Consider the following 14,888-nt stretch of genomic DNA (forward strand, 5'->3'; position numbering starts at 1 on the left):
CATACGTGTCTTTTTCCGTTATCCCCTGATAGGGCAGATTATGATTAATCCGACTTCATTAATAGCAGCAAAAGGGGAATGCCATTCCTGACATTTTGTTTTGCCAGGCGAATGGTATCCCCATATACCCGGTACCAGGTACCGATATAAAAACACCCTGTTACGAAACAGTACTATTATTTGCCGCTGTTTTGTTTAAAAGTATCCATATTTTTTTGCAGAGATGCTTTTACCGTATCATAACCTGCATCTCTAATCTTCTGTCTCATCTCATCAATCTTTTCCTTGGGATTATCAAACTTACCATATGCCAGCTGTGGAATATATTCCGAAAGTACACTTGCAATAGCAGACTGTTCCGCTTCAATTGCATTCTTGTCAAGAATCAGGTTTTCATATCCGTAATCATAAGCAACTGCATTAAGACCTGCAATCATGTCTTTTGTACCGCTCCAGTTGAAACTGTTCTCCAGTTCAAGGTCATCATTACGTCCGCACCAGTAATTTGCACCCACTTGATCCGTACTTTGATCCCATCCCTCCGGATAGGCCAGTTTACCGTCATCTGTAATAATATAGTCCGTTCCTTCAATACCATAGTTAATATAACGGTAGCACTCCTCCTCGTTACGCAGCAGGTCATATACCATCAAAGCCCGTTCCGGATGCTTTGAATTTGCACTGATTGCAGCTGCACCGTGTGTTTTCAAGGGTTTGGCTACATTCTTATTTTCCTGTCCCCAATAATACATCTTGGCATCTGAACCCGGCTGCTTGACATCCATATTCGGTTTAATCTGAGAGTAATAAGTCTGGCTGTGATGCTGATCGGCACCTGAGGTACCTGCATATAATTCTTCTCTGCTGTCTCCGTCAAAATTCAGAACATCCTCACGCCAAACTCCTATCTCGTTCCATTGTTTCATCAAATCTGCCGCTTTATAGATCGTATCATCCTCTATGTATGGAGAAGATACCGTATAAGGATCATCTGCTTTCGTACACCAGAATTCATAGTTTCCTGCATTGCATCCGATTAAAACACGGTAATCAGAATTAGACTGAATATAGGCTCCTAATAATCCTCCGGAATTATTTTTTCCAGGAACATCCCAGGGAATTACACCCTCTTTATTCTCTTTTATATATTTAAAATAGGCAGTAAGATCATCAAACTTACTGACCGTTCCATCTGCAAGTCCGGCTTCTTTAGCCCAATCTCCACGGTAGAACATACCATGATTGGTATACTGTGTATAATGATCTTCCGGAATAAAATAAATTTCATTATTATATTTGCAGATATCCCAGTCCCCATTCCCATTTACCTGTTCGTAGGTTTTTGGTGCATAAGTTTTCAGCATCTCCTCAGATAATGGCATAAAGGCGCCTTTCTGGGTGTTTTCCCAGGCATAAAGCCAGTCTGTGGCAGTTGTTATAAGATCCAGGGAATCGTCTCCGCTTAGTAACTGCACATTGTACTGTGTCTGCCAGTCTGCCCATTCCACATAGGTAAGCTTAAGCTCCGCATTTACTTTTTCCGTAAGAGCTTTATTCAGTTGTTCCAGCATAGCTTCAAGTCTTCCATTGGTTGGCTTATCCCCAAGAACCAACATATTAATTACTTCATGGCTGGATGTATCAATACCGGTCCCCTCCTTACTGCCAGCATCGCTACCAGTATTTTTAACTGTAGTAGAAGTATTTTTTGTGTCACTGTTACTGCCGCCTCCCCCACATCCAACAAGGCTTACTGTTGTAATTGCGGCCAGAACGACTGCTAAAATACGTTTTACCAGGCTTTTCTTTTTCATCTTAATCCTCCATTTCATTTTTATTTTATTTATATTAGATTCCTGTTTATGGAATCTATATTGACGATTCCGTCACTGCGGTCCGTTCTTATCCCGAGGGTAGTAAATCGTTATTACAATTTATCCTTTTACTGCTCCTACTGTGATACCGGAGATGAAATATTTTTGTACAAACGGATATAGAAAAACAATGGGACCGGTGGCTACTACTGCTGTTGCCATCTTCAAAGTATTGGATGGCAGTTCGGTATAGGTAACATTGGCACCCGCCACAGAACCTTTTAATGCATTAGCCGTATTAATGATATTATATAAATAATACTGCAGCGGCTTATAGGTAACGGATGATCCAAGATAAAGGGAGGACTGGTACCACTCATTCCAATATCCCAATGCCAGAAAAAGACCTACCGTTGCAAGCGCCGGTTTTAACATTGGAAAAATAAGGGAGATGAATATCTTAAAATCTCCGGCACCGTCAATCTTACCGGATTCCGTTATCTCATATGGTACTGATTTCGCAAAGTTTTTCATAAGAATAATCAGCCAGGGCGACATCAACAGTTGAAGAAATACAGCCAGATAACTTCCTTTCAGATTCAGATACCTTGCCACCCAGATGAAAGTCGGTGCCATACCTGCTGAAAATAAGGTGGTAAAATAGATAAAAAATGACAATATATTACGGTATGGAAAATCCTTTCTCTGCAACGCATAACCGGTCATTGCTATCATAAATAAACCCAAAACCGTACCGCATCCGGTCATAATAATGGTTACGGCATAAGAACCGAGTATCATCTTCGGATATCGGAACACCCATCCATATGCCACAAGAGTCAGCCCCTTAGGAAGCAGTCCAAAACCCTCTTTGCTGATTATACTCTCGGTAGAAAAAGATGCGGAAATAATTAAAATAAATGGAAAGATACATATCATTGTAAACAGCAGAACAACTATGTACGAAATTAATTTTAATGCAACCGTGCTTCTGCCCAGTTTGATTTTAGTCCCTTTTTTTACCATCCTCTGCCTCCTAGAATAATGCATAATCCGGATCTATCCGTTTTACCAGCCAGTTGCTTAACATAACCAAAGTAAATCCAAAGATGGACTGATACAGTCCAACTGCTGATGATGTTGCAAAATTATTCTGAGACATCATCATACGGTATACGGAAGTTTCTATGATATCAGTTGTTTCAAACAACTGGGAATTATTGCCGACAAGGTTCCAGAATAAACCAAAGTTACCTTTCATAATACCACCGAGAGCAAACAGCAATAAAATGACAAAGGTAGGTTTCAGACATGGGAGAATGATGTAACGGATTCGCTGCCAGCTGGCAGCACCATCAACCTCCGCAGCCTCTATCATACTGGAATCTATACCACAGATTGATGCAAAATATACAACAGATCCATAACCAGTCTGCTGCCACATCTGGCAGAAAACAATGATAAACGGCCAAACGCCTGCCATACTGTAAATCTTAACAGGATCTCCGCCCAGCTCTCTCAGGACGGTATTGAGAGCACCGGTATCGTAATTGAGAATATTAAAAGTGATAGCTCCAATCAAAACCGTGGAAATAAAATATGGCAGAAACATAATTGTCTGAGATACTTTTTTAAACCATTTGTTTCTGATTTCATTCAGCATGATTGCAATTGTTATCTGAAAAACATTGCCGAGTATAATAAATACCAGATTGTAAAGTATCGTATTTTTAGTTAAATGCCACAATTGCCCGGATTTTATCAGGAATTCAAAGTTTTTAAGTCCTACGAAGGGACTACCGAAGATACCGTCACGGAAATTATAATTTGTAAATGCTATGTAGACACCCGGAAGCGGGCAATAACAAAAAACAATAAAGAATATAATGGGCGGAAGACACATAAGTAACAGTGTTTTATTGTCATTTAATGTATTCCAAAAGGATTTTTTATGAGCTTTTACCGCTACCTCACTAGAATTGTTCTTATTCTCTTTCACATCATTCTCCTCCTGTTTTTTTGAAATCGGTTTCATGATTACCCATAAAAATCGGATTTCATGATTATTCCGTCACTGCGTTTCTACATCCAGCGCATTTGTACTTATGAACACCAAGATGCAAAAAAACTGAATCAAACTTTGTACTGAAACCCGTTTCATATAACCATTATATTCCTATTACCATAATTTGTCAATTAATTATTATACATTTTTTCCCATTTTAATGTGCAAATAGTTGATTAAACTAAAAATGAGGAACCATTTTTTGTGCATTTTGCACTTTAAAATGGTTCCTCATTTATGTATTTTAGCAAACTTCTCATTAGATACTTCTGCAGGATTCCCTTACCACAAGTTCGGGTGGAATCAGCTGTAATTTAGGAGGATTTTTTCCTTCCAATGCAGTAATTGCAGTCTCAACAAGAGCATCCCCAAACTTATCATACTGATATCCCATACTGGTTAAACGCGGCGTACAGGAATCTGCAATAAAAGTATTATCAAAACTCGCTACGGAAATATCTTCCGGAATCCGGTATGAATGCCGGCGGACTGACTGAACGATTCCCAGGGCGGTAAAATCATTGATAGCAATGATCGCACTTGGTAATTCAATATTACTTTCAAACATCTCGTTCATTGCCCTGTACCCGCTTTCCAAACTATATTCTCCCGTTTCGACCATATATTCCGGCCGAAAGGGGATTCCATATTTTCTTAGGCTGCTGCGGTAGCGGATACGCTTGGCATAGGTTGAATTAACATCTTTCCTGCCGCCCATGATACAAATATTTTGGTGTCCGCTGCCGATCAGATATTCCATCAGAATATCCATAGCCTGTGCTTCATCAATGTTTACCTGATAACAGTCACTGCCGTCTAATTTACCGGTAATTACCACCGGAGTTGTATCTGCAATCTGATTCATCTTCTCAACGTATTCTTCGTCCGAAACAAGTTCGTCAACTTTACCGCCCATCAAAATCAGTGCATCTACCCTTTGTTCAAACATTTTCTGTAAATGATACTCTTCCAGCTCCATATTGCTCATTGAATTACTGAGTAAAAGAATATACCCTCTTTCACTGGCTGCGCGTTCACACTCAACTGCAAGTGTTGCATAGAAAGGATTTCGGATATCCGGTGCCAGCAACCCAATAATTTTTGACTGAGTATTGCTAAGTCCTCGCGCCATAGCATTGGGCCGAAAATCATATTTTTGAATTAATTCTTCAACTTTAATTCGTTTTTCATCACTGACATTTGCATTATGCGTTAATACACGTGAAACTGTTGCCGGGGAAACACCTGCTTCTTTGGCTATATGATAAATACTGACTCTTTCTTTTCCCATAGAATCTCCTGTATACTGTCAATTTAATAATTAATACAATGCCGTTTCAGTTTAACTTAAACAGCGCCGCACCATGTTTCTCAATCTCATCCGTAAGGTTCCCATCGACAATTCTTACCTCTTTACCCGTCCACAATTCCCGGGCCGGCACTTCTTTTAAATTAACATCCTTATAACGGTAATATCCGCATTCATCTAAAGATGTCATTACTTTTGATTTTTCATCCCTGAAATTGAATAGCGCCACATAACATTCGTTGGTTTCTTGATTTCTGGAAAACCACACTGCATAATCTTTGTTTCTGGTTACCTGAACTGCCTTATGTTCTTCACTTAACATTGCTAATACCTGTTTATTTGTAATAAGGGATAAGGTCCATTCATCCATCATTGTCAGTTCGGCTCCCAACATGAGCGGTGAACGGAAGATACACCACAAGGTCATCATGGTAATCTGTTCTTCCCGTGTAAAGTTAGTCACACGCTCTGCTTCAAATCCTTTTCCGACTAATCCTAACGGAAGCATATCACAGTCAGGATAACATCCTTTTGTCACATGGTTCTGCCATAATTCACAACGTTCAAACATATTAAGGAGTAATGGCCAGCTATCCCAAAAATCATCGGTAATCCGCCACATATTAGCATATTTTTCATAATGCCAGGCCTGTTCAATTAATGCCGGCCCCGGAGAAAGGCTAAGGACAATTGGACGACCGCTTATTTTTATAGCATGATGCAGCATTTCGATTTCATGTCTGGCTGAATAAGGGTTATTTGCATACAGATTGGTATTGCAGATATCATCACATTTGATGTAATCAACTCCCCACTCTGCATATAGTTTTAACAGAGAATTATAATATTCCTGTGCTCCCGGTTCATTTTTCAGACCATACATATCCGGATTCCAACCACAAATGGAACTTGGAGCTGCTATCATATCTGCTGTAATATCTGTACCTAAAATTCTGCTATGATTATGGGCTGCAACTCTTGGGATACCTCTCATTATATGAATGCCGAATTTGAGTCCAAGATTATGTATATAATCTGCCAAAGGCTTAAATCCATTGCCATTGGCAGAAGACGGGAATTTCTCAGGGTCTGGCAAAAGCCTTGCATATTCATCCATTTCTAACCTGCTAAACGGTATATATTGATATTGCTGCCGTTTTGTTCCCGTACCATAGGCATACCACTGAATATCCACAACCACATATTCCCATCCATATTCCTTTAAATGGGCAGCCATATAATCTGCATTTGCCCTGACCTGTTCTTCATTTACTGTCGTATCATAATAATCATAACTGTTCCAACCCATCGGTGGTCTTGAAGTAAAACTATTTTTATCCATTTATAAACCTCCATGCTAAAATAATTCTATTAAATGTAATATCTAACAGTGTTCTATTAAGATAATAGAAGACTTCCTTCTGCTATTATCCTGACATTCCCAGCTGCAATGACCTCTCCTGCAAATGGTCAGAATAATAAATCATAACTACTCTTTTTACCTCCTTTTTTCAAATGGTAAATTCTAATGTCTGAATGTGATGTTTATATTATATTTTTTATTCTGTTATATTTATTTTACTTATCTTTTCACACACATCAATGTTAAATTGCATTTTAACAATCCAGGGCATTAACCTCTTCATTTTTTCAAAGTCTTCATAACCATAAGTATTTTGATAATAATTTATAATCGTGCTTAACGCAGTTCCATGGGTTCCTATCACTATGTTTTTACCCTTATGTAACAATAAAACGTCATTTAATGCCTTGATGTTTCGTTCCTGTACTTCTCTCAAACTTTCTCCATCCGCTAATTTGTAATCAAAATCTTCCCACTGCTTTTTTGAAAAAGAGGTAAAATCTTCTATCCAGGCACTATCTACTTTCCGCTCCCTGAATTCATAAATAACCTTTATATTTAATCCGCTTTCATCTGCAAAATCCTTGACCGTATCAATTGCTCTTAGATATGGACTGGACAATACTTCATCGATTTCCTTATCCTTTAAATATGCTGTAACCAGCTTGGCATCTGCATGGCCTTTCACGGTTAATGGCCTTAAAAGATCATCGTGCACCTCAAAATCCGGTTCTGCATGTCTTATAAAATAGACTGTTGTCATAATACTCCCCCTATGGATAAATTATTTTATTATTATAACATATCTATTAATATTCAAAAAGAAATTATCTCTTCAGAGTATTGCTGCGTATTAGACTCTTTTCCTATAAAACAAAGGTTTATGACCCGTTAGTTCTTTAAACACCCGTCCAAAATGAGTGATACTTCCAAAACCAACTTTTGCAGCGATTAAACTAACTTTTAGATTACTTTCCTCTAATAACTTCTTTGCTTCTTTAATCCGAACACTGTTCAAATATTCTACGAAAGTAAACCCTGTAACTTCTTTAAAAGTACGGCTCAGATAATAAGGGCTTACATAAAACCGATTTGACAGAAATTGTAGAGATAAATCATTTTTATAATATGTATTGATATACCGGACCACCTCAGATATACGCTCATGTTTCGTATTTAAATACTCAAACGGTTTTATATTATGTTCTTCCATATATCTGGATGAAAAAATCAGTAACTGCAGGATAAGACTTTGTATATAAATTTCATAAGATGATTTTTTTTCCTGTGCTTCCAACACAATTTGCTGCAGCATATCCTCGACAAGTATTTTATGCTGTAAAGAAAAATGAATAACCAGATAATCATTTTGAAAATTTGGATGTAAGGTATTAATAAAGTTTCCATTAAATGCAGCCAGGAACTCCTCTTTAAAATTCAGGATAATTTTTTCATGTTTTGGATGCTCCGTATTAGCAGTTCTATGTAAAACATTAGGTCTTATAATTACTAAATCTCCGGTTCCCATAACAATCGTTCTGTCTTTAATAAAGAATTGTCTCTCTCCCTCTAAAAGATAATAGAGTTCGTAAGAACTATGGAAATGACTCTCCGGCATTGCATGGTTGAACTGTTTTTTCTTAGAAACGGAAAAAATGTCCTCTACATCATTACATTCAAAGCTGCTTAGCTTCATTGTCTTTCCTCCTAACTATTTCAGGTCTTTTGAGCCGGATTGCGTGTTAAAATTGTTTTCATAATATCAAATATCAATTTATAATGTTTTTGCAATTGTTTCGTTATCACTTAAATACAGTATACTACAAAAACAGCAAAATTTAAGAAGAAAATTAAAATTTGGGCAATTAATGTACAAATAAATGCATTAACATACCAATATAGAACTTGAACTTAATATAAATAATACAAAAAGGGAGCAGTAAAATGACAAAATTAAAAGATAGAACACCACTTATGTGGGGAGAACTTGCCTGTGATACATTAATGCATAAATTTAATGCAAAGGAATTGCCTCCGGTTGGACGATTCCATTATCATCAAGGTGTTTTCCTGCTGGGTATGGAAAAATGCTTCAAACAAAACAACAATGATACGTATTTTACTTATATAAAAATTGGGTTGACAGTATTATTGATGGGAAAGGCACCGTTCTTTCATATGACCCTACTCAATTCGATGATATCGAACCCGGTATTCTTCTTTTTAATCTATATGAAAAGACTGGTGATGAACGGTATAGAACCGCTTTATTCACAATGGTTCCATTATTTAAAACCTGGAAAACCAATTCAAAAGGTGGTTTCTGGCACAAAGATGACTTACCAAATCAAATGTGGCTGGACTGCCTTTTTATGTGCGGTCCGATTGGGGTAAAATTTGGTCATACTTTTCAAGATCCTGAATATTATGACATAATTGCCCATCAGGCTATTCTTATGTATCAATATACCAAAGATGACAAAACCGGACTTCTCTACCACGGATGGGATGAAACAAAAAAAGCCTTATGGGCAGATCCGGTAACCGGTAAATCACCGGAATTCTGGGGACGTTCCATCGGCTGGTTTCCCGTTGCATTAGTTGAGATTTTTGATGACTTTCCTGATAATCATGAAAAGAAACCGGAACTAGTTCAAATACTTCAAAATACACTGAAATCCCTGATTCCTTTTCAGGATGAAAAAACCGGACTATGGTATGAAGTTATAGATAAAACAGATGACCCCCAAAATTGGCTGGAAACATCCTGTACCTGCCTGTTTGTTTACGCATTGGCAAAAGCGGTAAGAAAAGGATATTTGCATAAAATATATTTAAAATATGCCTGGAAAGGGTTTGAAGGTGTTATTACCCGGCTTAAATTTGATGCTAACGGAGGTATTATGATTGACGGAGTATGTATCGGTACGGGAATCGGCGATTATAAGCATTATCTGAACCGTCCCACAAGTGTGAATGACTTACACGGAGCAGGAGCTTTTATTATGATGTGTGCAGAAATGAATCTGTCTGAAAAGTTTTAAAGATGATATCGTGTATCCGATTATTATAATGAATGCTGCAAAATACTTTGAGCATTTTGCAGCAGCCTATTATAACGTATCTAAATTTCTTAAAACATATCGTTTAATTCATTATATAAACTTCATATTCCCATCTGGTTTCTGACGAATTATTTTAGTTATAATTGATTTTCCTAAGTTCTTTTGCATTATTTCATGAATTTCAAATACAGTGTTTCAGTAAAAAATCTTTTAATTTTACAATATCATAATAGATAAACCCTGGATTAAATTTTATTAATTGTTCCAAGTTAACACCTTCTGACCATGCCGCTGAAAGGCAGGTTACACCGGCTTCTCTGCAAGCAGTTACATCCGATACTGCATCGCCTACATAGTAAAATTCATCGCTTTTAACAGAGTATTTATTCATCAATTTTTGAATAGATTCTGCTTTATTAAAGTACCCCTCATCTCCTAACATTATTTCACTGAAAGCCTCCTCTAACTTTAAATTTTTTAATGAGATATCACAGCTAATCTTCCCTTTTCCGGTAATCAAGGCAACGATGATATTTTTCTCTTTCAGAAAATTAATCAATTCAATGATCTGTGGAAACGGTTCCATACATTTGACATGTAGTTTCTCATAAGAAAAATAAAAATCTTCCAGGGCTGCTTCCCAATTATCTTTAACAAGCGATTTAACCATTCCGGTCTCATTCAGGCCAAATGTCTTTACTATCTCCTGTTTTGTTAATTTATGTCCGGCATAAGGTGAAGCCGCAGTATTAAACGCTTCCATGCATATAGGGATGGTATCTGCTATTGTTCCGTCAAAATCAAATGCAATCATTCTAATCATGTTTGTAAACTCCGTTGATTCTACGAATTACTCGGCACGGATTTCCGACTGCCACACAATTTTCGGGAATATCCCTTGTCACAACGCTGCCCGCACCTATAACGCTACCTTTTCCAATGTTGATTCCAGGTAATATAATAACTCCTCCACCGATCCAACATCCATCACCAACCGTAACGGGAAGAGCGTAGGTCCGGCAAAAATATTCACCTGATTCCGGACTCCAATCAGGTGTCAGCCTTTCATTAAGTTCTACCGGGTGTGCTGCCGTATAGATTTGAACATTAGAAGCTATTAACACATTATTGCCTATCGTAATTTTATTACAATCTACAAAAGTACAATTCATATTAATTGATACATTGCTGCCCAGATAAATATTGCATCCATAATCGCAGATAAAAGGAGAGGCTACTGATATATTTGTACCTACACTTCCAAAGAGTTGTGCCAAAACTCTCCTTTTTTCCGACTTTTGATCATATGCAAACCGATTATATTCATTAAGTAATATTCTTGCTTTTCGTTTATACTTCAAAAATACTTCATCATGGCAGTTGTAATTTTTTCCACCCAAACACTTATCCAGTTCTGTATTCATCTTTTATTCCTTTCATCTCTATATTAAAATATTACTTCAGGAGGACTTTTTATCATCAACTCCTGCTATATTTATAATATAAAAAACATCTTGTTACATAACCAGTAACAAGATGTTTCAAAAATCATATTCTTCTTGCCAGTGCTTCTATTAGAAACAATACCGGCACTTGCGTCGTAGCATTATATCCTCCGTTAATTCTCTGCATCTCCATATTATATGAAATATTCCAATCTGACATCATGGCTATGCTTGAATGAGACTGATTCGTAATGCTTAAAATGCTACATTGATTGAGTTTGAATTGATCAATTAAATCGATTACTTCTTTCGTTTCTCCTGAAACCGACAGTGCAATCACCACGGTGGCTTTTGGCTTATCTTTTAGAATTGGATAATAAGTATCTTCCAAACCTATAGAGAATTTACCTAAATTAGAGAAATACCTTGCTCCATATCTTGCAAGGGCTCCGGATGAACCCATACCAATAAAGATAACTGTTTCTGCTTTTCTGATAAAGTCAGCACCCTGCTTTATTTTCTGCTCAAAAGAATTGGTATTCGTTCTCTTAAAATAAAGTAATAGCTCGGACAAATCTTCCCGAGGCGGTATTTCACGGATTTGTTCTATATGTTTCATAAACTTTTCTTTAAATTCCTTATACCCGTCACAATTTATTTTATTGCAAAACCTAAGTATTGTTGAAGTAGAAACATGTATCACATCAGCCAGTTCCCGAATCGTCATATAGGGTATTTTTTCACTGTTATCCATTATATATTTATATATCATAATTTCAGTTTCATTGAATTTTTGGATAGTTTCATATGAAAACATGTTTACCTCCAACTAATTTCCCCGCAAATTATTAAATTAAATCTTAAACTGATTAATTATCCCATTTAACTCCTGTACCATATCATACAGCTGTGAAATACTTGAGGTTATTTCCACCATAGTTGTAGACTGCTCTTCTGCTGTGGCTGAGATTTCTTCCGTTGAAGAGGAATTTTCTTCAGCAGCTTTAGCGACATGCTGTAAAAGTTTTAATATATCATCCTTTTTTATGTTAATTTCCTTATTTCGTTCTGCAATTTCCCTTATTCCCTCTATTTGCTGCAGTAAACCTTCTTCAATCCTGTTTATGACATTACCTGTCTGTTCAACTGTTACATTAATCTTTTCAACACCTGACCGGTTGATATTGATAAATTTGACCGCTTCTTCCGATTGCTCCTGCATCTGGATAATCTTATTCCTGATGTTCTCCGTTGCAATGGCTGTTTCATTCGCTAATTTTCTGATTTCCTCTCCGACTATGGCAAAACCTGCCCCGTGTTCGCCGGCTCTGGCCGCTTCTATACTTGCATTTAATGCAAGCAGATTCGTCTGATTTGCAACATTGGTTATAATAGCAGTAATATCCCCTATATCTTTGGAGGATTCATTTATCTTATGTATTATTTTTTCTATCTTAATGGAATTTGCCTGGTTTTCTCTGTTCGCATCCATTAGATTGTTTACAGAGGTCTGGCCTTCCTCTTTTAATTCTAGACTTCTTTGTGCTGCTGACTCAATTCTTGTTCCTTCTTCGGCCGTATGCCTGATATCATCGCCAAGCAGAGTTATTTTGTGCACCGTATCCAGAGTTTCCTGATATTGTATCTCAGTTTGTTCTGCCATTTGTGATATTGCCTTTGTCACGGCAATTGTAGTTTCCGATACAACATCGGAAGATTGGCTTAAATTCATGGCAAATTGATTTAAACTGCTGCTTGAAGCTGTCATCATCTTGACGATGTGATGAAAGCTGTCCAAAAGCCGGTTAACCGAATCCGCCAGAAGCTTCGTCTCATCTTTCGTTTCCAGAATAATTTTACTCTGGGTCAAATCACCGTTTGACACTTCATAAAGCGTACCTGCCACTCTTTTTATGGGTTTTGTTATCCTGCCGGATAACCAAATGACCAGTAAAAGGGAGATAAATAAAACGACACCAACACCGATTAGGTTACTGACAAGAATCATATCGGATCCTCTGGAAAAATCTTTGTCGTAAATGACTGCACAAACTACCCAGTCCCAATATGGAAAGTATTTGGTATAAACGGTTTTACCATCCCTTATAATACTGACATCGTCAGTTAAGGTATAATGTATCATCCCTCCGCCTTCTTTTGCTAAGGTTACAGTATCCTGAATTATATTTCTTCCGTCGTCCGCTTTTAAATCGTTGATATTATCCTCTAAAAAAGGATGGAAAATAATATCCCCCTGTGAATTTATTATGTAGAAATATCCTGATTCCCCTAAATCCAAGGTATGAATTGCCATAGAAGAGTTTTTCGTCGCGGCGGAAGTTGTATCAGCCTCTTGGGCAGTTGCAGCCGACAGGGAATCGGCTTGTCCGCTTTGTAATGACTCGATGGAGCTTAAGGTAGCCTCCTTGGCTGACTCTTCTGACATTCCATTTGTATCCGATTTGGTATAAGAGTAATTTCTGTTTATATCAGCCATTATCGTTTCAATTGCATTTTTAAGTATTATTTTGTTAGATCTTGTAATCTCATTTCTTGATATCATATAATTAAATGATGATATGCCCAGTAAGGCCGCAATAATGATGAGTGATACGAATAAACCAATTTTTTTACTAATTCCATCCAGTTTAAACCATTTCATGTTCTTATCCTCCGGTATATTTTTCAGTTTTATGAGTCTGGTATTTATTAGTTATTGCACTCCCCATATGCTTTAAAATGATTGGCTTAAAGTCCACCAGCCGGACGCTAACCAAAGTAATATCACCCTTTCCGCTATGCCTGATTTCCATATTTTTCTTTATTATAATGTAAAAATCCAAGTTATTCAAACTAATTTGATAATATTATTGATATTTTTTATCAAATAGGTTTAAGGCAAGGTTTTGTTTATTACCATCTGGGATTAATTACTTCCTTGTATTTATTCAATGGCAGCTCTTATAAACTTAACAATACTTTTCTCAATATCGTTTATATCCTTAAGCTTCTCTTCCCCTAAAAATATTTTTAATCGTTCTTTATAATAATCCGAGGAAAAGGAAAATTGATATATCATAAAAATATTGTCCATACAATATGAGATCACTTTTTCATCGAGGTCATCCTTAATTCTCCCCTCTTCTTTTGCCTGCCGGATTATACCACATAGAAGTTCAGGGGTAATAATTTCAAGTTTATTTGATAATCTGACTGCCAAGGGTGAAAGTGCCTGGGTTGTGATATCAAGATATATCTGGTTTAACTGCGGATATTTAACCGCAAATTCTCTGGAAGCAGCCAGCATCCGCTCTATACAATCATAAATGTCCCTGCTGTTTTTTGCAACATCCTTTAAAATTTTTTCCATCAAATCATATGCATCATTAACAATACTTAAGAATAAATCCTCTTTTGATGCAAAATAGCTGTACAATGCACCTATACTTATATTGGATTTTTTAGAAATAACATTAATACTGGTTGCATTATATCCATTTGCGGCAAACTCCTCCGTTGCAGCCTCAAGTACCTTTTGCCTTCGGTCTTCTGTTGTCTTATTAAAAGTATCCTTGTGAAATGCAATGTGTTTATTTTTTAAAACACTCTCTTTCATATAACCTCCAAGTATTATTTGACTCTATTGATTAAACCAGATTCTTTCATTTTTAAAACAACCGGCAGTTCCAAAACAGTTACAGCTACGATTAAAAGCATAGGTAAAACAATTGAGCCTGAAAGGCCTTTTAAAACTTCGAAAATATAAACGATTACTATTCCTGCTATCTGTCCCATAAGCAGGATCAAACCTAAAGAAGTCCCTTCCT

General features: G+C 36.8%; 13 protein-coding genes and 1 pseudogene. 1 reads left to right on the forward strand and 13 read right to left on the reverse strand.

The features are described 5' to 3' along the window. Positions 1-176: 176 nt before the first annotated feature. From Ana3638_RS22755 to Ana3638_RS22785, 7 genes are all read right to left on the reverse strand, one after another. On the reverse strand, positions 177-1,814 hold the full coding sequence (locus Ana3638_RS22755; protein ID WP_161840072.1) for an extracellular solute-binding protein: 1,638 nt from the start codon (positions 1,812-1,814) through the stop codon (positions 177-179). Between the two features lie 120 nt (positions 1,815-1,934). Continuing rightward, positions 1,935-2,840: a carbohydrate ABC transporter permease gene (locus Ana3638_RS22760; protein ID WP_161840073.1), complete on the reverse strand. Its 906-nt coding sequence runs from the start codon at positions 2,838-2,840 to the stop codon at positions 1,935-1,937. A gap of 10 nt (positions 2,841-2,850) precedes the next feature. Then, the gene (locus tag Ana3638_RS22765; protein ID WP_330587755.1) at positions 2,851-3,813 is read right to left on the reverse strand and encodes an ABC transporter permease; all 963 of its coding nucleotides are present in this window, start codon (positions 3,811-3,813) and stop codon (positions 2,851-2,853) included. 325 nt (positions 3,814-4,138) lie between these two features. Then, entirely contained in the window at positions 4,139-5,170 is a 1,032-nt protein-coding gene (locus tag Ana3638_RS22770) for a LacI family DNA-binding transcriptional regulator (RefSeq protein ID WP_161840075.1), read from the reverse strand. Between the two features lie 46 nt (positions 5,171-5,216). Beyond that, entirely contained in the window at positions 5,217-6,530 is a 1,314-nt protein-coding gene (locus Ana3638_RS22775) for a glycoside hydrolase family 27 protein (protein WP_161840076.1), read from the reverse strand. Between the two features lie 217 nt (positions 6,531-6,747). Next, the gene (locus tag Ana3638_RS22780) at positions 6,748-7,314 is read right to left on the reverse strand and encodes a histidine phosphatase family protein (protein ID WP_161840077.1); all 567 of its coding nucleotides are present in this window, start codon (positions 7,312-7,314) and stop codon (positions 6,748-6,750) included. A gap of 90 nt (positions 7,315-7,404) precedes the next feature. After that, on the reverse strand, positions 7,405-8,247 hold the full coding sequence (locus Ana3638_RS22785) for an AraC family transcriptional regulator (RefSeq protein ID WP_161840078.1): 843 nt from the start codon (positions 8,245-8,247) through the stop codon (positions 7,405-7,407). 308 nt (positions 8,248-8,555) lie between these two features. Here Ana3638_RS22785 and Ana3638_RS22790 point away from each other — a divergent pair. Continuing rightward, a pseudogene (locus tag Ana3638_RS22790) lies at positions 8,556-9,595 on the forward strand (glycoside hydrolase family 88/105 protein). A gap of 202 nt (positions 9,596-9,797) precedes the next feature. Here the strand turns inward: Ana3638_RS22790 and Ana3638_RS22795 are convergent. The 6 genes from Ana3638_RS22795 to Ana3638_RS22820 form a co-directional block, all read right to left on the reverse strand. Then, positions 9,798-10,439 (reverse strand): HAD family hydrolase, encoded by a 642-nt coding sequence (locus Ana3638_RS22795; protein ID WP_161840079.1) that lies wholly within the window; start codon positions 10,437-10,439, stop codon positions 9,798-9,800. Continuing rightward, positions 10,432-11,040 carry a sugar O-acetyltransferase gene (locus Ana3638_RS22800; protein ID WP_161840080.1) on the reverse strand — a complete coding sequence of 203 codons (609 nt, stop codon included), beginning with the start codon at positions 11,038-11,040 and terminating at the stop codon, positions 10,432-10,434. The genes Ana3638_RS22795 and Ana3638_RS22800 overlap by 8 nt, the downstream gene beginning before the upstream one ends. A 124-nt stretch (positions 11,041-11,164) precedes the next feature. Beyond that, the gene (locus Ana3638_RS22805; RefSeq protein ID WP_161840081.1) at positions 11,165-11,878 is read right to left on the reverse strand and encodes a MurR/RpiR family transcriptional regulator; all 714 of its coding nucleotides are present in this window, start codon (positions 11,876-11,878) and stop codon (positions 11,165-11,167) included. A gap of 36 nt (positions 11,879-11,914) precedes the next feature. Next, complete coding sequence (locus tag Ana3638_RS22810) at positions 11,915-13,723, reverse strand: methyl-accepting chemotaxis protein (RefSeq protein WP_161840082.1); 1,809 nt, start codon at positions 13,721-13,723, stop codon at positions 11,915-11,917. A 282-nt stretch (positions 13,724-14,005) separates the two neighbouring features. Continuing rightward, positions 14,006-14,677: a TetR/AcrR family transcriptional regulator gene (locus Ana3638_RS22815; protein WP_161840083.1), complete on the reverse strand. Its 672-nt coding sequence runs from the start codon at positions 14,675-14,677 to the stop codon at positions 14,006-14,008. 14 nt (positions 14,678-14,691) lie between these two features. Then, positions 14,692-14,856, reverse strand: coding sequence for a hypothetical protein (locus Ana3638_RS22820; RefSeq protein WP_161840084.1), 165 nt, complete (start codon positions 14,854-14,856; stop codon positions 14,692-14,694). Positions 14,857-14,888 lie beyond the last annotated feature (32 nt).

It is taken from the genome of Anaerocolumna sedimenticola, assembly GCF_009931695.1.
In the GTDB taxonomy this organism is placed as follows: Bacteria; Bacillota; Clostridia; order Lachnospirales; family Lachnospiraceae; genus Anaerocolumna; species Anaerocolumna sedimenticola.